Source organism: Rhodobium gokarnense, assembly GCF_025961475.1.
Taxonomy (GTDB): domain Bacteria; phylum Pseudomonadota; class Alphaproteobacteria; order Rhizobiales; family Rhodobiaceae; genus Rhodobium; species Rhodobium gokarnense.
The window spans coordinates 151,515-173,299 of the sequence record NZ_JAOQNS010000009.1 but is presented as its reverse complement, the minus strand read 5'-3'; the positions used below and the strand labels follow the sequence as shown (position 1 = coordinate 173,299).

Genomic DNA, 21,785 nt, shown 5'->3' with positions numbered 1-21,785 from the left:
CGACGCGGGGGCACCCCCGCCGAGACCGGCCGGCTGCGGCTCCGGCCGGTCGGCGGGGGAACCGGGCCGACGAACAAGCGTTGAGACGTAGCGTAATGACGACTCATCATCTGGAATCCGAAACGATCCTGAGGCTCGCCGGAGGCAGTCTCGACCCGGTGCTGGCCCTCGTCGCCCGCACCCATATCGGCTGCTGCCCGGACTGCGACAGCGCGCTCGCCGCGATCGAAGACGCCGGCGGCGTGTTCCTCGACGAGATCGCGCCGGAACCCGTTTCCGCCACCTTGCGCGAGCGCACGCTGGCGGCCCTGGACGCGGCCCCGAAAGCGACCGACGCGCCGACGCACCGGCCGATCGCATTGCAGGAGGGCTCGGTGCCGGCACCGCTCGACGCGATGATCGGCGACGACCTTTCTGCCGTGCGCTGGAAACCGATTGCCCCCGGCGTTGCCAAGCACGACCTGCCGACGCCGAAGGGCAGCCGCGGGCGGCTGTTTCTCCTGAAGATCGCCCCCGGAAAGCGGGTGCCGGAACACGGCCACGGCGGCACCGAACTGACCATGGTGCTGTCCGGCTCCTACAGCGACCATCTCGGCTGCTACGGCCCCGGCGACGTTGCCGACCTCGACGCCGATCTCGAGCACCAGCCCCATGTCGACCCCGGCGCGCCCTGCATCAGCGTCGTCGCCTCCGAGACACCGGCCCGCTTCAAGGGCCTGATCGGCCGCCTCCTGCAGCCGGTCCTTGGCATCTGACGGTATGGCAGACACCCCCTGGAACTCCGTCTGGATCACCGGCGCCAGCTCCGGCATCGGCCTGGAACTGGCGCGGCTGATGGCGGACGAGGCGCCGCATGTGGCGATCTCGGCCCGCTCGGCCGACGCGCTGGAAGCGGCCGCTGCAAGCCATGCCGCGCTCGCCGCCTATCCGCTCGACGTCACCGACGCCGACGCGGTGAAGGCCACCGCCGAGCGGATCACGGCCGAGGCCGGCCCCATAGACCTTGCCGTCCTCGGCGCCGGCACCTGGAAGCTGATGGATGCGGAGGACTTCGATCTCGCCGCCGTGCGTACCGGCATGGAGGTCAACTATATGGGCGTTGCCAATGCGGTGGCCGCGCTGCTGCCGGGCATGCTTTCGCGCGGCAGCGGGCATATCGTCATCGTTGCCTCCGTCGCCGGCTATCGCGGCCTGCCGAAGGCGGTCGCCTACGGACCCACGAAGGCGGCGCTGATCAACCTTGCCGAGACGCTGAAGGCGGAACTCGCCCCGCACGGCATCAAGGTCTCGGTCGTCAATCCGGGCTTCGTCGACACCCCGATGACCAGGGACAATCCGTTCCCCATGCCCGGCATCATTCCGGCCAGGGACGCGGCACGCGCGCTGCTCTCAGGCCTTGAAAAGGGCCGCTACGAGATCGTCTTTCCGACCGGCTTCGTCATGGGCATGAAGGTTTTGCGGCTGCTGCCGAACGCGCTTTTTTTCTGGATCGTGCGGAAATTCATCCTGACGAAGGCCAAATAGCCGGGCGCGTTGCGCGGCCCGGCTTCCTTACGCGCCCTCAGGCCTTCTTCATGCGGTAGAGGCCGACGTCGATCGTCCCTTCCAGAAATCCCGCCTCGCAATAGCAGAGATAATAGTGCCACTTGCGGCGGAACGCCTCGTCGAAGCCGAGGCGGGCGATCTGCGGCCAGGCCTTTTCGAAGCGGTCGCGCCAGTCTGCCAGCGTCCTTGCATAGGACGCGCCGAAGCGCTCGATCCGGTCAAGGGTGAGGCCGGCACGCGCCGCCTGGCCGGCGATGATCGTCGCCGTCGGCAGCATGCCGCCTGGAAAGATATAGCGCTGGATGAAGTCCGGCTTGCGGCGATAGCGCTCATAGCGCGCCTCGTCGATGGTGATCGCCTGGACGACCGCGGAACCACCCGGGCGCAAGCGGTCGTGGAGGGTGCGGAAATAGCGCGGCCAGTTCTCCTCGCCGACGGCTTCGATCATCTCGATGGAGGCGATGCGGTCGTAGGTGCCGCCGGTGTCGCGATAGTCTTCGAGCCGGAAGGTGCAGGCGTCGTCGAGACCCGCCGCCTGCGCGGAATCTTCGGCATGCTGGAGTTGCTCGCGCGAAAGCGTCAGCCCGGTGATCCGGGCACCGTGGCGCAAAGCCGCGCGCCGGGCGAACGCGCCCCAGCCGCAGCCGATCTCAAGAATCTCCTCGCCGCCGGAAAGCTCCAGAAGGTCGAGCACCCGGTCGAGCTTGGCGTCCTGCGCGGCCTTCAGGGAACCGCCGTCTCGGTCCGGATAGATGCCGCTCGAATAGTTCATCTCCGCATCGAGCCAGAGCCTGTAGAAATCGTTGCCGAGGTCGTAGTGCTCGGAGATGTTGCGCTGGCTGCCGCGCCTGGTGTTGCGGCGCAGGCGATGGGCGAGCTTGTCGGCGATGCGGCGCTTGAAGAGCCCGCGCCCGGCCTCCTCGAAGCCGTCCATGTTGTGGACGAAGAAGCGGAAGAGGGCGGTGAGGTCGGCGCTGTCGATATCACCGTCGATATAGGCCTCCGCAAAGCCGAGCGTGCCGCGCCGCAGCGCCTTGCCGATCACCCGGTAGCTGTTGATGCGAAGATGCGCGTCCGCGCCGATGCCGGGTTTGCCGAACAGGGCCTTGTGGCCGTTCGGAAGCTCCACCAGCACCGAGCCCTTCGGGGTCCAGCGCAGCATGCGCCGGGCGCTGCTTGTGACGAGGGGCGTCAGCGCCCGGGTCAAGATATCCGTTCGGGTCGGCGGTCCCGCCGTCAACTCCGTAATCATCGTTCCTGCCCTTCCTCCCTGGGGTGCCGAACAAAGGTGATCGGGGGGTTCGGCGCTGCCGGCCGCGGCTTCAGGCGCAACCCCTTCAGCCACAATCGCAGCGCCTCGTAATGGATGCCGGCGATGACCTTTGCCGTCAGCCAGCCGGTGCGGGCGAGCGCCTTCAGGAGCCGCCCGTCGGTGAACGGGGCGAAGTCGCCGGAAAAATGCGCCGACAGCAGCGGACCCTCGCCGGTGCGCAGCGCGACGCCGACGGTCACCGTTTCCGCCGGCGGCGTGACGTGGAACTGGTAGCGGCCCTCCACCGCATTGAACGGCGAGACGTAGAACCGCTTTTCGCATTCCTGGAAAATGACGCCCTCGGCCTCCGGTTCCGTCGGCAGCACATAGGTCATGCGCTCGCCGAAGGTGTTGCTGACCTCGTAGACCATGAGGGCGACGCGGCCCTCGCCGTCGAGCCCGTAATAGACGGTCAACGGATTGAAGACGTAGCCGAGCACCCGCGGATAGCACAGCATCAGGAACCGCGTGACGCCGTCGCCATGGCCACTCTCTTCGGCCACCCGGCGGAGGTACGCGCCGAGCGGCTCGCTGCCGGAATGGTCCCTGTCGTTGAGGGAGACGAGGTTGAAGCGATTATAGGAGAAGAGCCTCAGCCGCCGGTCGAGGTCGGAAAGCCGGTCGACGTCGAACAGGCAGGAAAAGACGCGGTAGGAGAGCGCATGGCGCTTCGGCCGTACGCGCTTGTGCACGACGGTGCCGTTGTAGATGCCTTCCGAAAACGCGGCGGTCGTCATTGGGCCGCCTCGGCCGCGGGCGGAGCGACCGCGACGAGCCGCTCCTCCCCCGTCACCGTCCAGGGCCGTTTGAGGCCACCGAGCCGCTCGGCGACCGCGATGCCGCTTGCCGCGCCGTCCTCGTGGAAGCCGTAGCCGAAATAGCTTCCGCAGAACCAGGTGCGGTTGGCGCCCTGAAGCTCCGGCAGCGCGGCCTGGGCCGCCATCGCCGGGCCGTTGAAGACCGGGTGGTCGTAGTCGATGACCCGCTCCGTCAGGCTTGGGTCGATCGGCGCGGTCGGATTGAGGGTGACGAAATAGTCGTCGGCAGCCTCAAGGTTCTGCAGCCGGTTCATCCAGTAGGTGACGCACAAGTCCGTGTCGTCGCCGGCAGCGCTCTTCAGATAGTTCCAGCTCGACCACAGCCGGCGCCGCTTCGGCATCCAGGTGCGGTCCCGGTGCAGCACGGCGCGGTTGGTCTGGTAGGAGAAGGGCGACAGGAGCTTGGCTTCCAGCGGGCTCGGCCGGTCGAGGAGTGAAAGCGCCTGGTCGGCATGGGCGGCGATGACCACATGGTCGAAGCCGCGCGCGGCGCCGGAAGCATCGACGACGGTGACGCCGTCCGGGCGCCGCTCGATGCGGGCGGCGGGGTTGCCGACGAGGCGCTCGATCGGGGAATCGTCGAGGAGCCTTTGGACGTAATTCCGGCTGCCGCCGCTGACGGTGCGCCAGGCCGGCCGGTCGCGGAACTGCAGCATGCCGTGATTGGCGTAGAACCTGACGAAGCTTTGCGCCGGAAAGGCCAGCATCTCGGTCATCGTCGTCGACCAGATCGCCGCCCCCATCGGCACGATGTGGTTCCTGACGAACGCCTTTCCGAAGCCTTCGCGTTCCAGGTACTCGCCGAGGGTGACGGAGGCCGGATAGGCGGACACCCTCTCCTCGGCGGTGCGGAAGAAGCGGGCGATGTCGCGCAGCAATTGCCAGTGGGACGGCCTGGCGAGGTTGCGCCGCTGGCCGAAGAAGCCGTTGAGGCCGGCCCCGGCATATTCATAGCGCCCGCCGTCGAGCGACAGGGCAAAGCTCATCTCGGTCGGTTCCGTTTCGACGCCGAGGGCATCGAACAGGCCGATGAGGTTCGGGTAGTTGCGGGTGTTGTAGACGATGAAGCCGGTATCGACGGGATGGGTGCCGTCCGGTCCGGTGACGTCGACCGTGTTGGCGTGGCCGCCGAACCGTGCGTCCGCCTCATAGAGCGCGACCCGGTGGCGCTTTGCCAGCAGCCACGCGGCGGACAGTCCGGCAATCCCGGATCCGACAACGGCGATTGTCAACTCTGGCATGGCTACTCCCGACTGGCCCCGCACACCCTTGATCTACGACGCATTTCCCGATCCGGATCACCGGCCGGGGGAGCGTTTTCTGCTCCGGCCGGCTTCACCGGTGCTGTCCAGCGCCGTTGTCACTTGGTGATCCGCCCGCCTCATTTCTACGTATTTCTACGAAAGTCTGGAGGAGAGGAGTTTCCATGGCCCGCATGGTCACCGCCTATGTCGTCACCGCGATCGTGTTTCTGGGAATAGACTACGTCTGGTTGTCGAGGGTCGCCAAGAGCTTCTATTTCGACCGCCTCGGCGACATGGTCCTCGACAAGCCGAAGATGGGCGCGGCGGCGCTCTTCTATGCGGTCTACGTCGTCGGCATCGTCATCTTCGCCGTCGCTCCAGCGCTGAAGGGTCCCGGCGGCGCCACGACCGCCGCCCTTTACGGCGCGCTGTTCGGCTTTTTCGCCTACGCCACCTACGACATGACCAACTACGCGACGCTGAAGAACTGGCCGGTCATCATCACCGCCGTCGACATCGTCTGGGGCACGGTGCTGACCGGCGTCTCGGCCCTTGCCGGCTATCTCATCACGAGGGCGATCTTCCCGGGCCAGATGTGAGCGTTCCAGGGAGCCGCGGCCGGCCATATGCGAGCGACCTTGACCCGAAGGGTGGAGCCCAGGAAGCAAGCGCCGAACACCGCGAAAATGGAAACCGGATGACGGAAGACTGTCTGGTTCGTCCCCGTCAAACCGCGATATCCATCAGCGGAACTACCTCGTAGCCTTCGGGAACAGCATCGCCGCGGTGATGCAGAATGATGCCCGGCGGCGTTTCGTGGACCCGCGAGGAGGCGCGGTTCCAGTCGAACTGGAATATCCGGGCGAAATACTGCGCCACTTCCTCGTCGTCCACGATCAAGCTGGCATCGCGGTTCACGATTGCACCATGTTCGCTGAGATTGTGGCTGCCCAACAGGACACGCCTGCCGTCGACGATCATTCCCTTTGTGTGGCACCGGCTGATCAACCGGATCTGGCCAGGATCGAAACCGTGCTCGACCAGAAGCTCTTTCATCTCCGGCGAGAAATCACCGCGCAGGATGAATCGGACCGCTACCCCATTGCGGTGCTTGTCGAGGATCGTATTCATCAGCCGTTCGAACCTCGGATCGACGTTGTTATGCCGCCATTTCAACGTCTGGTTCTGGAGGTCGATCGACGACGTCGCCGAATCGACCAGCGCCTGCACGTGGCCGATGAAATTGTCCGGCGTCAGGAGCGGCTGGATCTTCAGGCGACGGTTCACCACGAGGGGTGCGAAATACCTGGCCTCGCCGGGCGATCGTTCCTGAATGGTGGTCGCTCTCGGTACCAATACCATCGGCATGTCGAGCCCAGGCGGCAGTTCGCGCACGCCGGTGCGAATCTCGCGATATGAGTCGAGATCGTAGCGGATGTACTTTTCGAACGTCTCGGCGAGTTGCCTGTTGAGGACGATAGCGTGCCATTCGCGGTTTCTGTCGCGCAATAGGCCAAATCCGGTCTCACCGGTGGCGACAGGGTCGACCTCCGGCTGGTTCGACGGCTCCCAGTTGCCGCTGGAGAGCCAAAATGCCTCGCTGTCCCGAATGGCGACCTTGATGTGGTAGTGTCCCGCAAACAACCGGCGCTGCCCATCCGCCAGCTCGCAGCGGAACCGGTCGCCCATCAGCGCGCTGAAATCATCGACCAGCTCTTCTTCGAACTCCTTGGTGTCCTCCCGGTCGATCGCAGCGTCGCCGAGGACGAGGTCGAATGTCTTCGGTTCGGGCGCAACGGCTTGTTCGAGCACCCGGCGGACATGGTCGGTGGCAAAATTGTAAAGGCCAAGCGTCAAGGTCTCGTTGGTGCGTTCGAGGAACTCCCGCAGTTGCGGCCAGCCCGCATCCGGACTGACGTGGAAGACCGCGAACATCTCTTCGTCCACCGGGTCGAGCGACAGATCTTGCGGCACGACGTAGTTGATGCGTGGCACGGCCTCCACCGCGAGGCTTCGGTGAACCCGCAGCAATTCTTCTGCCGTCGCCGCGCGGACCTGCAGGGGAAAACCGTCCCGGGTGGCCGGCAGAGCGGCGATCGTCGCTTCGGCACCGGGCTTGAGATAATCGATGGCGACGATCACGGCCGGATCGTTCGTGTACTGCCCGTTCGACACGACGATGCCGCGGCGCACGGCCACGACACCCGGCATGCCGGCGTAGGCCTGATTCGCACTGTCGACGGCCACATCGATCGAACGCGGTGACGCAGCGCCTGCGGGCTCGCCGATCTCGACGGTGATACGCAGCGGAACCTCGACGGTAAGCGTCCGACTGCCCGGAACCGGTACCATGACCTTTCCACCTCCCTCTTTGATCACATCGGCCGGAGGGCGCCGGACGGGACGGGCGCTTTCCGCCAGCCTGTCAGCGATGATCCGCGCCGGGACCGCGTGGTTGATCGGATTGGGAAACGTGCCGCCATAGTGTAGACCGACGACCGTTGCGGACCGGAGATCCACCAGCGGCGAGCCGGAATTGCCTCCGAGCGTCGAACAGTCATGCGACAGACGCCGGTCCATCACCTCCTTCAGGATGCCGGGTGCGAGCCGTTTCTTGTTGAACACATCGCCGAGGAGATCGAGCACGACGTTCAGATCGGTCTCGCGCGTGTCCCTCGCCGGGTAGCCGATCGCCGCCACGGGGGTGCCGTTGCCGGACCCTTCGGCCAAATTCATGCGCGGAAGCGCATCTGTGGCCGCACTGTCCACCAGTCGCAGCAGCGCGATGTCCGGCCCGCCGCCGGCTTCGATGTGCAGGACTTCGGCGATCGGGACCGTGAGCGAATTGTCGCCCGAGACGCTGGATACTTCTTCGCCCATGTCCAGCGAAGCGGCAACGGGACTGCCGTCCTCAAGTCCCTCGACAAAGGAAAACGTCCCGTCATCCCGGCGAAACGCCAGCTCAGCGGCGACATGCTGGTTGGTCACGACGATGGCATCGCCGCGCGGAGAGGCTACGACGAATCCGGTGCCGATCCATGACCGCAAGGGATGGTTCGATACCTCGATTCGGCCGACCCCGCGGATTGCGGTGCGGAGCGCGGCGCGGTTCTGCTTAAGCAGGTTCGACAGGACGTCGGGCAGGGCTTCGTGGGGCGTAAGGTCGAAATCGTCGTGTCTAATCAGGATAGCCGGGCGTCCTTGCGACAAGGCGACGAGTTCGTTCACGACCCGCGCCACCGCCGCGTCGCTCTCGGCCGGCAGCGCGCTTCGCACCACCTTGCCCAGACCGTCGGAAGCCCGGGTCGCCATCCCGTTCGACCGTGCCGGCCGCAACTCCAGTTCCGGATGGATCTTGATCAGTTCGCGATAAGCGGCCGACACTCGCTTCAGTTGCTCGACTGACAAAGGCTCCATTGCCATCTCCAACATCGAACGGAACGAAAACCGCGACTAATCCTCGCGCGACTGTATCGGCTCCACCAGGCTCGGTTCCGCGTAAAGTATTTCCTGCAGCTCGTTGAGCGTCCTTGCGGCATTCAGGGCGGATCCGTCCTGCGCCTCGAGCAGAAAGGTGTTGGGCGCAAAACCCAACTCACGACGCAGGTTCATGCCCGTGCGCGACAGAAGCGCCTCGACTGCCGTGCGGTCGAGGGTTGGATCGATCTTGGCGACCAGCGCGCGTCCGGCCAGCTTCAAATGGCCGTCGGCATCCATCAGCACATCGAACGCCGCACCGGGAGGCGCCTGTTCCGGAGCTCCGAAGGTCCAGCCCGCCTCCTGCAGCAGCCGCAGATCGTCCTTCGCTTCGTTCGACGCGCCTTCCAGCCGGCGCTGAACATCTTCCGCCTCGGCCGCGGCAACTCCGGCGCCGGACGGCGCGGCTCCGGGAGGAACCGCGCTGACGTTCTCGACCTTCCTGATCTGGGTCAGACGATGAATAACGGTCGCTTTGTCCATGGCTCCTCGCTTGGCTCAAACCCCGGTCGCAAGCCTTGTTGCCTCTGACACCGCGGTTTCGGCGTTTGCGCGACCGTGGCCGAACCGGATGTTGTGGCCTTCTATGTAGGAGAGCGGACCAACCTTGTCACAGGTATCGCGAAGAAGCTGCCGCAGTTCACCCGCCGTCATATCGGGCTTTTTCGATAGCGCCAGCGCACCGATTCCCGCCGCACAAGGGGCGGCGAAACTCGTACCGGTCGTCGTGTGGTAGCCGCCGCCGCTGGCCGGAATCCAGACATCGACGCCCGGAGCGAGAAATTCCAGCTTCGGTCCGAAGCCGGACCCGTGGTCCGAGTCCGAGTGGGTGGACCGACCGATGGCCATTACCTGCGGATGGGAGCAGACCTGATCGGACTCGATCGGGTGGTTGCCGTTGGTGCACCCCCAGAAGATAGCGCAGCCGCTGCCGCCCCCACCCTTCGTCGCCGCGAAATCGATGGCGTCGTCGAGGACCGCGCTCATCGTCCAGACGGCGCTGTTCGGGCCGAGCGAACAGGCGACGATGTCGGCGCCCTCCTCCGTGCGGCCTTCGAGTGACGGATCGGCGGCATAGCCGATCGCACGCGCCAGCGTCGCCTGCGTGCCGATCTGATCGGGGAGGCAAGCCACCATGCTGAGGTCGGCACCATAGGCGACGCCGCAACCGCCACTATCGTTGTTCGCGATCGCCGCGATCATGCCGGCACAGGCCGTGCCGTGATTCCCGTTCGGCATATTCGCCGTTCCGAGAACGAAATCGGCATCGACAAAATCCGCCGTCGATCGGAACCATCCCGACGCGTCGCCGAAGCGGAGGTCCGGGTGGGTGATATCGAAACCGTTGTCGATTACCGCAATCCTCACGCCCGCGACTTGCGTCTCATCCCAGGCAGCCTCGGCGCGAATATTGCCGTGGTGCCATTGCTGGCCGAATTCCGGGTCCGAAGGCGTCAAGCGCGGACCAATATGTTCGACGAAGTCGGGCTCGGCGTACTCAATCTCCTTTTCCGCCATGAGCGCAAGACAGGCCTCAAGCGCGTTCGTTCCCTGCACATCGGCCCTGAAGCTACGCGGCGGCAGGCCGTTCCTGCCCAGTATCGTCACGGGGTGCCGGACCAGAACCGCATCGCGGGCGGCATCGGACACATCCTCTTCCAGGCGGATCACGATCCGGGACGTCACCAGCATGACGCGTTGATTCTCGACGAAAACACGGTTCACTATGCCGTTCCCGCCGCGGGCGCCGCGCTCGGCGGGGGACATTTGCCAGAAGGCTTCGTCGCTATGGAAGAAGTTGACCCCGGCGGCCGCGAACCCAGCCATCTGCTCTCGCAATGCCGGGTCTTCGTAGAGTTCAGGAGCCGTGTCCTTAACCGGAGTGTCGATGGTCACCATTTCAAGTTGTTGACGTGATGCCGTCAGTGCGGTTTCCACGTCGCTTTCTTTGAGGCTGGATGCTACGCGGCCCATGCCTTCGGAGGCCTCGAAACGGGTCGGCAATACGCCGACGAGTTCTTCCATCTGCGCAAGACGGCTGCGAATTTCAGATTTTCGATTCATTCACTCCTCCCGAAGCCGTAGCAAGTATGACACTTTTACTATTTTTTCCGGAATTATACTCGAGTTAAGGTCTTTTGGAAGCTTTTTTGGATCGCTTCGTGATCGATTTCAGTTTTACGAATTCTTTTCTTGCTGACTAATTTAATAAATATGTTTTTCCTCAAATAGTTAGGCAATTGATGTTCAAATTATTCCGGGACAACTTCTGTTTATTCAAAATTGTGTCATACGATCTGTCGATGACAGATCTGCAGACCTGAGCAACGGTGTCTTGCTTATCCGACAAAGAAACCTCTCGCCCGCACTCTCGGAAAGGCGCCGGCGGAAGAGCCCGGGGTGCCTCGGGCGTTCCTCCGCGAAATGCCGTTTGCAATCACTGGTGATGTCGGGCGGTTCGCGACCCGAAGCTGCCACTAAGCGGGCGGCATGTGAAGGACCGATATCCAGCGGCGCTGTCTCACCTGCGCAGCACGATATGCTTCGCTGCCAGGTCTGACCGGAAATAGTCCCGGCAGGCGTCGGAAAAGGCGCGCATCAGGCGGGTCGTGAAATCGTGCGCGCGGCGGGCGAGGATGATGTTCGGCGCCAGGACCCGCTCGCGGATCGGCAGGCAGACGACGTCCTCGCCGATATAGGTGTGCTCGGTCACCGGCCTTAAGTTCAGCACGCTGAAGCCGAGCCCCGTCGCCACCAGGCTGCGCACCATTTCATAGGTCATCGTCCGATAGACGATGCGCGGATGGGCGCCGACCGTGTCGAACAGCAGTTCGAAATAGGTGCGCGATTCCGGCAGGTCGAGAAGGATCATCGGGCGGTCCATCATCTCGGCGAGCGAGACGGTGCGCCGCCCGGCCAGCGGATCGTTGCGGGCGAGCACCACATGCGGCGGCACCGCGGTCAAGGCCTCCGTCTTGAACGGGTGGCGGATGCCGAGATCGTAGGTCAGGACGATATCGGCGGTGCCGTCGCGCAGGAACTCCTGCACCTGCTGCAGGTCGCCTTCGTGCAGGTTCACCTGCACCTTCGGATATTGCCGCGACACATCGCTGATGATCGTCGGCAGGAAATGCGGCGACACGGGCGCAAAGCAGCCGACATTGATCGTCCCCTCCAGGGCCTGGCCGAACCCCGACAGGTCCTCCTCGAAGCTGTCGATTTCCGAAAGCAAGCGGCCGATCCGCCCGAGCACCTCCGCGCCGACCGCGGTGACGATCAGCCCCTTCGACTGCTGGCGCACGAAGATCGTGACGTTGAACCCGGCCTCCAGCTTGTTGATCGCGCTGGACACCGACGACTGGGAGATGTGGAGGCTCTCCGCCGCCTTGCTGATGCTGCGCAGCCGGGCGGCGGTCAGGACGTAATTGAGCTGCCGGACGGAAAGATTCATCTAAAAATCCGAGGAACTACAGCGATTAAATATATTATCCCTTTTATCCACCCGTGGGTAGGCTATCGCTCGGGGCGCACCCAAGGGCGCCACCCAATGACGCCGCAAAGCCGGCGCAAGCTTTCCACGAGGGGATGATCTGGATATGGACCGGCCGGCCGACGGCGTTGATATTGCGAACCTTTCCGCCACCGATCTCGGCAGGCTGTTCAAGGCCGGATCGCTCACACCCGCCGATGCCGTGACCGCTTCCTTCGAACGCATCGATGCGTTCGATGCCGCCGTCAATGCCTTCGTCGCCCACGACCGGGAGGCCGCGCTCAGTGCCGCCGGGGCATCGCAGGAGCGCTGGCGCGCCGGCACGCCGCTGAGCCCGATCGACGGCGTGCCCGTCACCATCAAGGACATCGTCCTGATCAAGGGCCATGCCACCACCTATGGCAGCCGGGTCCTCGACATGGCGGAGGCCGCCACCGAGGATTCGCCCTGCGTGGCACGCCTGAAGGAGGCCGGCGCCATTGTCATCGGCATCACGCAGACGCCGGAGATCGGCTGGAAGGCGCTGACCGACTCGCCGCGGAACGGCATCACCCGCAATCCCTGGGACCTGTCGAAGACGCCTGCCGGCAGCAGCGGCGGCGCCGCGGTCGCCGCGGCCCTCGGCATGGGGGCGCTGCATGTGGGCACCGACGGCGGCGGCTCGATCCGCGTGCCCGCAGCCTTTACCGGCATCGCCGGCATCAAGCCGAGTTTCGGCCGTGTGCCGGCCTATCCCCAGAGCGCCTTCGGCACCGTCGCCCATGTCGGGCCGATGGCCCGCACCGTCGACGATCTCGCCATCATGCTGAAGATCCTTTCCCGGCCGGACGGCCGCGACTGGTATTCCCGCATCGACAGGGATTTCGATCCGTGCGCCGGGCTCAATGACGGCGTTCGCGGGCTGCGGATCGCCTACAGCCCCGACCTCGGCTATGTCAATGTCGATCCGGAAATCGCCGCCGCCGTCGCCGCGGCCGTCGCCGAATTCGGGCGCATGGGCGCGACCGTCGAGACGGTCGATCCGGGCTTCGCCTGCCCGCTCGACACCTTTCACAAGCACTGGTTCGCCGGCGCCCTGAACCGCTGTCGCGACGTCTCGGGCGATGCGCTGAAGGAGCTCGACCCTGGCCTTGCCGAAATCATCGAGGAGGCGCGCGGCTACTCCCTCCTCGACTACATGACGGCCGTCGACGCGCGCGCCGTCCTCGGCCGGACCATGCGGCAGTTCCTCGACACCTACGATCTCCTGATCACCCCGTCGGTGCCGATCCGCCCGTTTACGGCCGGCCTGGAAGTGCCGGAGGGCAGCGGATGCAAGCGCTGGACCGAATGGGCGGCGTTCAGCTACCCGTTCAACCTCACCCAGCAGCCCGCTTGCTCGATCCCCTGCGGCTTCACCTCCGACGGCCTGCCGATCGGCCTGCAGATCGTCGGACCGATGGAGGGCGACGCCCTCGTGCTGCGCGCCGCCAAGGCCTACGAGGAAAAATTCCCGTTCAAGATGCCCTCGCACCCGAAGGGCCAATAAAAGCGGCCAAACAAAGCCGCACCTTCACCGGACTTCAGAGGAGTGAACAATGAGACGGCTGATAACATGTCTTGGTGCGGCCCTTTCCGCACTGCTCTTGCTATCCGCGAACGCCATGGCCGCCAAGGATGGCGGCACGCTGATCATGCTGGTCAAGCCGGAGCCTCCGACGCTGGCCTCCTATCTGTCGACCTCCGGCCCGATCGGCCAGGTCTCCACCAAGGTCTATGAAGGCCTCCTGGAATACGACTTCGACCTCAATCCGCAGCCCGGCCTCGCCAAGTCCTGGGAGATCAGCGACGACGGCAAGACCATGACCTTCAAGCTGCAGGAAGGCGTCACGTTCCACGACGGCACGCCGTTCACCAGCGCCGACGTGGAATATTCGATCAACGAGGTGCTGCGCAAAGTCCATCCCCGCGCCGCCCTCACCTTCAAGGAACTGGAGTCCATCGAGACGCCGGACGACCTGACGGTCGTCTTCCACCTGAAGAACGCCGCGCCCTATCTGATCCGGGCGCTGTCCGGCTACGAGTCGCCGATCGTCTCCAAGAAGCTGTTCGAGGGCACCGACCCGCGCGACAACCCGACCGCCAACAAGCCGGTCGGCACCGGTCCGTTCATGTTCGTGGAGTGGCAGAAGGGCCAGTATATCCGCCTCGACAAGAACCCGAACTACTGGAAGGAGGGCCTGCCGCACCTCGACCGCCTCGTCGCGCGGTTCATTCCCGATGCCGGCACCCGCACTGCCGCCCTGGAAAAGGGCGAGGTCCAGTTCGCGGCCTTCAACGCCATTCCAAACGTCGACGCCAAGCGGCTGGACGACATGGACGGCATCTCGGTGACGACCGAGGGCTACACCATGATCAATCCGCTGATGCTTTTGGAGGTCAACACCAAGAGCCCGCCGCTGGACAACCGTGCCGTCCGCCAGGCGATCTCCTATGCCATCGACCGGCAGTTCATCATCGACAACATCTTCTTCGGCTTCGGCAAGCCGGCGACCGGCTCGATCCTGTCGAGCTTCGGATCGGTCGGCCTCTATAGCTCCGATGTCCGCGACTACGCCGTGGCGGACCGCATCGACATCGCCAACAAGCTGCTCGACGACGCCGGCTTCAAGCGCGATGCCGACGGCGTGCGGTTCGAGATCGTGCACGACATCCTGCCCTACGGGGAATCGTGGCGGCGCCTCGGCGAGTACCTCAAGCAGGCGCTCGGCGAAGTCGGCATCAAGGTGACGCTGCGCTACGAAGACGTCCCGACCTGGCTGAAGCGGATCTACACCAACTACGACTACCAGCTGAACTCGACGTTCTTCTACCAGCTCGCCGACCCGGTGCTCGGCATGCACCGGCAGTATCTGACCAGCCAGATCCGCAAGGGGACGGTGTTCGTCAACGGTGCCCAGTACAGCAATCCGACCGTCGACGAGCTGATGGACAAGGCCTCGACGGAACCGGACAGCGAGGCGCGCGGCAAGCTCTACGCCGAGATCCAGAAGATCCTGGCCGAGGACGTCCCGGTGATCCCGCTGTTCGAGATGGACTTCATCACGGTCCAGCGGGACTTCGTCAAGGACGCCATCGTCAGCCCGCTCGGCGTCTATGCGTCGTTCGACCGGGCCTGGCTCGACAAATAGGCGGACCGGATACGATCATGGGATGCCGGTGCGGCCGCGTGCCGGCACCGGCGTCCCCGTAGATCGCCTTCAGCCAGGGATTGGGCTCGATCCGTGCGACAGCTCCAGTATATCCTGCGCCGCGTCCTCCAGAGCATTCCCGTGGTGCTCGCCATCGTGGTGCTGAATTTCCTGCTTTTGCAGCTTGCCGAAGGGGACGCCGTCGACGTGCTCGCCGGTGAGGCGGGGTCCGCGACGCCGGAATATCTCGCCCAGCTTCGCGAACGGTTCGGGCTCGACCAGCCGATCGCGTTCCAGCTCCTGCACTACGTCACCAATATCCTCTCCTTCGACCTCGGCTACTCCTTCCGCCAGGACATGCCGGTGGCCGACCTGATCCTCGGCCGGCTCTGGCCGACCCTGCTGCTGATGGGAGCGACCCTCGTGATTGCCGTCGGCGTCGGTGCCCTGCTCGGCGTCATGGCCGCGGTCGGGCTGAACACCTGGCGCGACAACCTGATCTCCGTCTTCGCGCTCGTTTCCTATGCAACGCCGCTGTTCTGGATCGGACTGATGTTCATCGTCGTCTTTTCCATCCGCCTCGACCTGCTGCCGGCGAGCGGCATGGAATCCATCGGTGCCTTCTATGAAGGGTGGGACCGGGTCGTCGATATCGCCAGGCATCTGATCCTGCCGGCGGCGACCCTGTCGCTGTTCTATCTCGCCGCCTATACGCGCCTGATGCGCGCCTCGATGCTGGAACAGGCGGGCATGGACTACGTCACCACGGCGCGCGCCAAGGGCCTGACGGAACGGGCGATCACCTACCGCCATGTTCTTCGCAACGCGCTGCTGCCGGTCGTCACGATGGCCGGCGTGCAGATGGGAGCGCTGCTCGGCGGCTCGGTGATCGTGGAATCCGTGTTCGGCTGGCCGGGCCTCGGGCTGCTCGCCTTCGATGCGCTGTTCGCGCGCGACATCAACCTGCTGCTCGGCATCTTTTTCGTCTCGGCCTGCCTCGTCGTCGTCGTCAACCTCGTCGTCGACATCCTGTACGTCTTCCTCGATCCGCGGATCGAGGTGCGCTGAGGAGGCTGCAGGCGATGTTCCCCTTCGTGAAACGCTTCTTCCGCAACCGCTCGGCCGCCATCGGCCTGGCGCTTCTCGTCGCCATCATCCTGCTGGCGGCGCTCGCGCCGGTCATTTATCCGGGCGACCCGTTCCGGCTCGTCGGCCGGCCGATGCTGCCGCCGTCCCTCGACTATCCGTTCGGCACCGACATCCTCGGCCGCGACGTTGCCGCCGGCATTGCCCACGGCGCCTTCACATCGCTGATGATCGGCCTCGTCGCCTCGCTGATGGCGGTGACGGTCGGCACCGTGCTCGGCGCGCTCGCCGGCTATTTCGGCGGCTGGGTCGACGACGTGCTGATGCGCATTACCGAGGTGTTCCAGACCATCCCTGCGTTTCTGTTCGCCATCCTTTTGGTGGCGATCATGTCGCCGTCCATCCAGTCCGTCGTCATCGCCATCGCGGTCGTCTCCTGGCCGCCGGTGGTGCGCCTGGTGCGCGGCGAGTTCCTGTCGCTGAAGACGCGCGAATTCGTGCAGGCGTCACTGACGCTCGGCATGTCGCACGGCCGCATCATCTTCCTGCAGATCCTGCCCAACTGCCTGTCGCCGATCATCGTTGCCGGCTCGCTCATGGTCGCGACGGCGATCCTGATCGAATCGGGCCTCGCCTTCCTCGGCCTCGGCGATCCCAACGTCATGAGCTGGGGCTTTCTAATCGGCGCCGGACGGACGATCCTGAGGAGCGCCTGGTGGGTGTGCACCTTTCCCGGCCTTGCCATCCTCATCACCGTCCTTGCCATCAACCTGATCGGGGAAGGCGTCAACGACGCCCTCAACCCGCGCCTCAGGGAGCGCTCGTCGTGACCGGGTCCGCGCGCCTCCAGATCCGCGATTTGAGCGTCCGGCTGCCGTCCGGCAGCGAGCGGGAGTTCGCGCTTGAGGGCATCGACCTCGATCTGCACGCCGACGAGATTCTCTGCGTCGTCGGCGAATCCGGGTCCGGCAAATCGATGCTGGCGCGCGCCATCATGGGCCTGCTGCCGTCGCCGGACCTCTTCACGCGGACCGGCGAAATCCACTTCGAAGGCCAGGATCTCCTTTCCGTGTCGGATGACGCGATGCGCGAGTTGCGCGGCAACCTCATCGCCATGATCTTCCAGGAGCCGATGACCGCGCTCAACCCGCTGATGACCATCGGCCGGCAGATCGACGAGGTGCTGCGCGTCCACACCGGCCTGACCGCGCGGCTGCGGCGCGACAAGGTCCACGCGATCCTGAGGGACGTCCACCTTCCCGACCCGCAAGCGATCTACGCGGCCTATCCGCACCAGTTGTCGGGCGGCCAGCGCCAGCGCGCCATGATCGCCATGGCGCTGGTGCTGGAGCCGCGCGTCATCATCGCCGACGAACCGACGACGGCGCTCGACGTCACCACCCAGGCGCAGATCCTCAAGCTGATCGCCGAGATCCAGAGGAAGCACCACACCGGCGTCCTGTTCATCACCCACGATTTCGGCGTCGTTGCCGAGATCGCCGACCGGATCGCGGTGATGCGGTCCGGCAATCTCCTGGAAGTCGGGCCGGCGAAGGACATCCTCTATCGCCCGCAGCACGCCTATACGCGCGCACTGATCGAGGCGGTGCCGAGCCTGACGCCGACGGCGGCACGCACCGGCGCCTACGGCGCGACGGTCCTGCAGGCCGCCGGCCTCGGCAAGACCTTTTCCTCCGGCAGCAGCCTGTTCGGCAGCCAGCGCAAGGTGGTCGCCGTCGACGACATCGCGCTGTCGCTGAAGCGCGGCGAGACCCTCGGCATCGTCGGAGAATCCGGGTCCGGCAAGTCGACGCTCGCCCGGCTCGTCATCCGGCTGCTGGAGGCCGACAAGGGCAGCGTGACCCTCGACGGCGAGGACTTCCTGGCGCTTTCCGGGCGGCAACTGCGCGGCCAGCGCCGCCGCATCCAGATGGTCTTCCAGGACCCGTTCGCCTCGCTCAATCCGCGCTACAAGGTGCGCCAGATCATCACCGAGGGGATGATACTGCAGGGAGCCTCGAAGGCCGAGGCGGACGCCCGGCTGGCGGACCTTCTGGACCTCGTCAGTCTGGACCCGTCGGCGGCGGAGCGCTTTCCGCACCAGTTTTCCGGCGGCCAGCGGCAGCGGATCGGGATCGCCCGCGCGCTCGCCCTCGACCCGGAAGTGCTGATCGCCGACGAGCCGGTCTCCGCGCTCGACGTCTCGGTGCAGGACCAGGTGCTGAAGCTATTGGCCGACATCCGCGACCGGCTGCAACTGGCGATGCTGTTTATCACCCACGATCTGTGCGTCGCCGCCCAGATCTGCGACCGCATCGCCGTCATGCGCCACGGCAGGATCGTCGAACACGGCCCCGCCGCCGACATCATCGAGAACCCCGCGGACCCCTATACGCAATCGCTGTTCAAATCGATCCCGGGCCGGGCATGGATTTCCGCAAAGCCCGGGCGGGACACATCCGCGCCCCAGCCCTGATCGTCGTTCGGCGCTGGACCCGATCGACCGGCACGCCCGCTGGGTCGCGGTCATGGCGTTGAAAAATGGCGGAGCCGGAGGGATGCGCCGCCGCTTCCTAAATGATCTTATTAAGTCAATAACTTAATAACTTTCAATCAACCCGCCTACGGCAAGTGTAGAGCGGTTCAGGCCGTCACGTCTCGATATCCGCCGCAACGCGAAAGTCGCTGTTCGAAGACGAGCTGTCGGACTCGCCTCGCGTCCTACTATGGACGTAGTAGCGGTCGCAATAACTCTCGTGGCACAGGAAGGAGCCGCCCCGCTGGACGCGTGCCAGACCCGTTTCAAGGCCGGTCGGATCGACCTCGATTCGTGTGTTGGGGCTCGGCCCGTCGCGAAAATAGTCCTGCACCCATTCCCATACATTCCCCGTCATGTTGTACATGCCAAAGGCGTTCGGTTCGTAGACATCGACGGGCGCGGTCCCGACATGCTCATCCTCGGCCGTGTTCTCATCGGGGAAGTGCCCCTGCCAGGTATTCATGGCGAACCGTCCGGGAACGCGTTTCATTCCCCAGTGAAACTTGTTGTTGACGAGGCCGCCTTGTGCAGCCCTTTCCCATTCCGCTTCACTCGGCAGGCGCAGGCCGGCCCACGTCGCATAGGCAACTGCATCGTACCAAGTCATGTGCGTCACCGGACGGTCCGGCCGATCCCGCCAGTCGGTGCCGGGGCCTTCCGGCGCGCATCAGCTCGCGCCCCGCACCAGCCGCTACCAAGGCAAGCCCTCGGGGTGTTGCGGCCATGCCGACGCATCGGCAAGGCGAAGATGAAAGACGTAGCTCCACCCCTCCTTCTCGGCAACGGTCCGGTAGCCCGTTGCGTCGACGACGTCGGCGTAGTCCCTGTTGGTCAAGGCAAAGGGCGACATCAGGAAGAGGGAAAGGCGGACACGCCTCCGCGGGTTATCATAGTCTTCAGGAAATATGGATTTCCGTGCGGCCATTTCGAAGATCCTGCCCGGAATATCCGTCAGCCGGCTCTTCAATGCGGCCTGAACATCGGCCGGTGCCGGGGCGACAGAGCGGGCGTCGACCAGATAATTGCTGTCCTCTTGCGCATTTTCGGCCTGCCCCGCCTTTCCGGCTCCGCAGCAACTCATTGATTGACCCTTTACGTTCTCCAGCGGGGGCCCTCCTCTTTGTCGGAACCACAGGCCAGCGCGTTGTTCCAGGCGGCGGCGTTCTCACACAGTCCCCCATTTCAGATATCCGTTGCGCGACGCCGCATCGTCGGAGCGTGCGGACGCGAGCAATGCCCCGTCGGTCAGGGGCTCGCGCAGGGCTATGGCCACCTCTTCGGCTTGCCCTTCTAAGAGATTGCATGGATAGAGCTGGAAATTGCCAAGTTCGACCTCATGGGCCCGGACAATGATCCGGGGCTGCCGCGCCGACAACAGTGCCGCCACGGCGGAAGCGCTCGCACCGAGCCCGGCCGGATCGACGTCGACCTGAAGGCGCGCCAAGGGATTTCCCGTAGGATCGGCGATCCGCCTCACGGTACGACCCTCGATATCAGCGAGCGCATTCGCCCAGCATACCAAAGCGGCATCTTCGCGGTTGCGAATGGCGGCATGATCGCGCCTTTTTCCATTTTTTCAACGCCGCGATTGCCCCGGCGATGCTTTCCTTGCCGATCTTCATGCCCCGACCGATGCCGACATTCTGCAGATAGCCGGCACGCACCAGATCCCGGCGGCCGGTGACGATGCCCGATGTCGGCCCGCCAGGGAACTTGGGCCCTGAATAGATGGCAAGATCGGCGCCCTTGGCAATGAAGCTCGTCGGGTCATATGCCGAGGCCGCATCGACGACCACCGGCACGCCGGCGCGATGTGCAATGGCGGCGAAGCGCTCGAAACGTAAGCAAGAAGGCTTGGGGATATCCCCAAGGACAGGCTTATGTCGGACGACTATCAGCGCATTGAAGTGATCACCGGAAGGGGCCGCCGACGGCGGTGGACGACGGAGCAAAAACTTCGGATCATCGAGGAAAGCTTTGAGGCCAGAGCCAGCGTCTCGAAAGTGGCAAGGCGCAATGGCGTCGCCCCGAACCTATTGTTCCGCTGACGCCGCCTGATGACCTAGGGAGGAACGGTAGCCGTGGGCTCGGACGACGATGTGATTGCCGCATCCGAAGTGAGCCGTCTGGAAGAGCGGGTGCGCGAACTGGAACGGCTGCTCGGCAGGAAGACCATGGAAGTCGAGATCCTGCGCGAGGCTCTCGACAAGGCACGGGTAAAAAACAGAGCTTGCGGCTGTTGTCGCAGCAAAAGGACGGTTCCCGATGAGCCGCATCGCCGAGGTGCTCAAGGTGTCGCGATCCAATCTCTACGAACGGCAGCGCGGCGAGGCCAAATCGCGCGGGCCCTACGCCAAGGCCGACGACGAAACGCTGCTGCCGCTAATCCGGCGCCTCGTCGGTGAACGGCCGACCTACGGCTATCGCCGTATCACCGCGTTGGTGAACCGGGGACTAGCGGAAAACGGCCGGTCTGCTGCCAATTACAAGCGCAGCTATCGGATCATGAAGCGGCACGGGCTTCTGCTTCTGCTTCAGCGCCATACCGCCGACTGGCCCGGGCGCGTCCATGACGGCAAGGTCATGGTGATGGCCTCGAACCTGCGCTGGTGTTCCGATGCCCTGGAGTTCCCCTGTAGGAGCGGCGAGGTCGTTCGCCTGGCCTTCATCATCGACGCCTTCGACCGCGAGATCATCGCCTTCGTCGCCGTTACCGGCGCCGGCATCAGCGGCTCCGATGTGCGCGACATGATGCTGGAGGCTGTCGAGAAACGGCTTGGAATGACAAGGGCGCCACACGCAATCTAACACCTGTCGGACAACGGCAGTCCCTACACCGCCAGGGAAACGCGCGACTTCGCCGCGGCGCTGAACCTCATTCCTTGCTTCACGCCACTTCAGAGCCCGGAATCGAACGGCATGTCGGAAGCGTTCGTGAAGACCTTCAAGCGCGACTATGTTCGCGTCAAACCGCTGCCGGATGCTGAAACCGTGCTCCGGCGCATCCCCGGATGGATCGAGGACTACAACGAAGTCCATCCCGACTCAGCGCTCCGGATGTGTTCCCCCAGGGAGTTCATCCGAGCTCGGACCAAGTAGCCGGA

17 protein-coding genes and 2 pseudogenes are annotated in these 21,785 nt (G+C 64.7%); 9 read left to right on the top strand and 10 right to left on the bottom strand.

Annotated elements, in window-relative coordinates:
- Positions 1–95: 95 nt before the first annotated feature.
- Positions 96–755 (top strand): ChrR family anti-sigma-E factor, encoded by a 660-nt coding sequence (locus M2319_RS16135; protein ID WP_264602486.1) that lies wholly within the window; start codon positions 96–98, stop codon positions 753–755.
- Positions 756–759: 4 nt separating this feature from the next.
- Complete coding sequence (locus tag M2319_RS16130) at positions 760–1,524, top strand: SDR family NAD(P)-dependent oxidoreductase (protein ID WP_264602485.1); 765 nt, start codon at positions 760–762, stop codon at positions 1,522–1,524.
- Between the two features lie 37 nt (positions 1,525–1,561).
- Here M2319_RS16130 and M2319_RS16125 read toward each other — a convergent pair whose 3' ends face one another.
- The 3 genes from M2319_RS16125 to M2319_RS16115 are packed head-to-tail and all read right to left on the bottom strand — an operon-like array spanning position 1,562 to position 4,916.
- Positions 1,562–2,752 (bottom strand): SAM-dependent methyltransferase, encoded by a 1,191-nt coding sequence (locus tag M2319_RS16125; protein ID WP_264602484.1) that lies wholly within the window; start codon positions 2,750–2,752, stop codon positions 1,562–1,564.
- Between the two features lie 41 nt (positions 2,753–2,793).
- On the bottom strand, positions 2,794–3,594 hold the full coding sequence (locus tag M2319_RS16120) for a DUF1365 domain-containing protein (RefSeq protein ID WP_264602483.1): 801 nt from the start codon (positions 3,592–3,594) through the stop codon (positions 2,794–2,796).
- Positions 3,591–4,916 carry an NAD(P)/FAD-dependent oxidoreductase gene (locus M2319_RS16115; RefSeq protein ID WP_264602482.1) on the bottom strand — a complete coding sequence of 442 codons (1,326 nt, stop codon included), beginning with the start codon at positions 4,914–4,916 and terminating at the stop codon, positions 3,591–3,593. Before M2319_RS16115 ends, M2319_RS16120 begins: the two co-directional genes overlap by 4 nt.
- Before the next feature lie 185 nt (positions 4,917–5,101).
- Here M2319_RS16115 and M2319_RS16110 point away from each other — a divergent pair, with 185 nt between their 5' ends.
- Complete coding sequence (locus M2319_RS16110; RefSeq protein WP_264602481.1) at positions 5,102–5,518, top strand: DUF2177 family protein; 417 nt, start codon at positions 5,102–5,104, stop codon at positions 5,516–5,518.
- Between the two features lie 127 nt (positions 5,519–5,645).
- Here the strand turns inward: M2319_RS16110 and M2319_RS16105 are convergent, their stop codons facing one another.
- The 4 genes from M2319_RS16105 to M2319_RS16090 form a co-directional block, all read right to left on the bottom strand.
- Positions 5,646–8,336 (bottom strand): phospholipase D-like domain-containing protein, encoded by a 2,691-nt coding sequence (locus tag M2319_RS16105; RefSeq protein WP_264602480.1) that lies wholly within the window; start codon positions 8,334–8,336, stop codon positions 5,646–5,648.
- Between the two features lie 36 nt (positions 8,337–8,372).
- Entirely contained in the window at positions 8,373–8,879 is a 507-nt protein-coding gene (locus tag M2319_RS16100; RefSeq protein ID WP_264602479.1) for a hypothetical protein, read from the bottom strand.
- Positions 8,880–8,894: 15 nt separating this feature from the next.
- Positions 8,895–10,460 (bottom strand): S8 family serine peptidase, encoded by a 1,566-nt coding sequence (locus M2319_RS16095; protein ID WP_264602478.1) that lies wholly within the window; start codon positions 10,458–10,460, stop codon positions 8,895–8,897.
- Positions 10,461–10,917: 457 nt separating this feature from the next.
- Positions 10,918–11,847, bottom strand: coding sequence for a LysR family transcriptional regulator (locus M2319_RS16090; RefSeq protein ID WP_264602477.1), 930 nt, complete (start codon positions 11,845–11,847; stop codon positions 10,918–10,920).
- A gap of 145 nt (positions 11,848–11,992) precedes the next feature.
- Here M2319_RS16090 and M2319_RS16085 point away from each other — a divergent pair, with 145 nt between their 5' ends.
- From M2319_RS16085 to M2319_RS16065, 5 genes are all read left to right on the top strand, one after another.
- Positions 11,993–13,414 (top strand): amidase, encoded by a 1,422-nt coding sequence (locus M2319_RS16085; protein WP_264602476.1) that lies wholly within the window; start codon positions 11,993–11,995, stop codon positions 13,412–13,414.
- Positions 13,415–13,463: 49 nt separating this feature from the next.
- Positions 13,464–15,056 carry an ABC transporter substrate-binding protein gene (locus M2319_RS16080; RefSeq protein WP_264602475.1) on the top strand — a complete coding sequence of 531 codons (1,593 nt, stop codon included), beginning with the start codon at positions 13,464–13,466 and terminating at the stop codon, positions 15,054–15,056.
- Positions 15,057–15,149: 93 nt separating this feature from the next.
- Positions 15,150–16,124 carry an ABC transporter permease gene (locus tag M2319_RS16075; protein ID WP_264602474.1) on the top strand — a complete coding sequence of 325 codons (975 nt, stop codon included), beginning with the start codon at positions 15,150–15,152 and terminating at the stop codon, positions 16,122–16,124.
- A gap of 14 nt (positions 16,125–16,138) precedes the next feature.
- The gene (locus M2319_RS16070; protein WP_264602473.1) at positions 16,139–16,972 is read left to right on the top strand and encodes an ABC transporter permease; all 834 of its coding nucleotides are present in this window, start codon (positions 16,139–16,141) and stop codon (positions 16,970–16,972) included.
- Positions 16,969–18,618 carry an ABC transporter ATP-binding protein gene (locus tag M2319_RS16065; RefSeq protein ID WP_264602472.1) on the top strand — a complete coding sequence of 550 codons (1,650 nt, stop codon included), beginning with the start codon at positions 16,969–16,971 and terminating at the stop codon, positions 18,616–18,618. The genes M2319_RS16070 and M2319_RS16065 overlap by 4 nt, the downstream gene beginning before the upstream one ends.
- Positions 18,619–18,793: 175 nt before the next feature.
- On the opposite strand, the pseudogene M2319_RS16060 reads toward M2319_RS16065, so the two are convergent.
- The 3 genes and pseudogenes from M2319_RS16060 to M2319_RS16050 form a co-directional block, all read right to left on the bottom strand.
- Positions 18,794–19,762, bottom strand: a pseudogene (locus M2319_RS16060) (SUMF1/EgtB/PvdO family nonheme iron enzyme).
- 84 nt (positions 19,763–19,846) lie between these two features.
- Positions 19,847–20,125 carry a hypothetical protein gene (locus tag M2319_RS16055; protein ID WP_264602471.1) on the bottom strand — a complete coding sequence of 93 codons (279 nt, stop codon included), beginning with the start codon at positions 20,123–20,125 and terminating at the stop codon, positions 19,847–19,849.
- Positions 20,126–20,174: 49 nt separating this feature from the next.
- A complete protein-coding gene (locus M2319_RS16050; RefSeq protein ID WP_264602470.1) occupies positions 20,175–20,477 on the bottom strand; it encodes a PLP-dependent aminotransferase family protein in 303 nt (100 codons plus the stop codon).
- Between the two features lie 84 nt (positions 20,478–20,561).
- Between M2319_RS16050 and M2319_RS16045 the strand changes: the two are divergent.
- Positions 20,562–21,780, top strand: a pseudogene (locus M2319_RS16045) (IS3 family transposase).
- Positions 21,781–21,785: the final 5 nt, after the last annotated feature.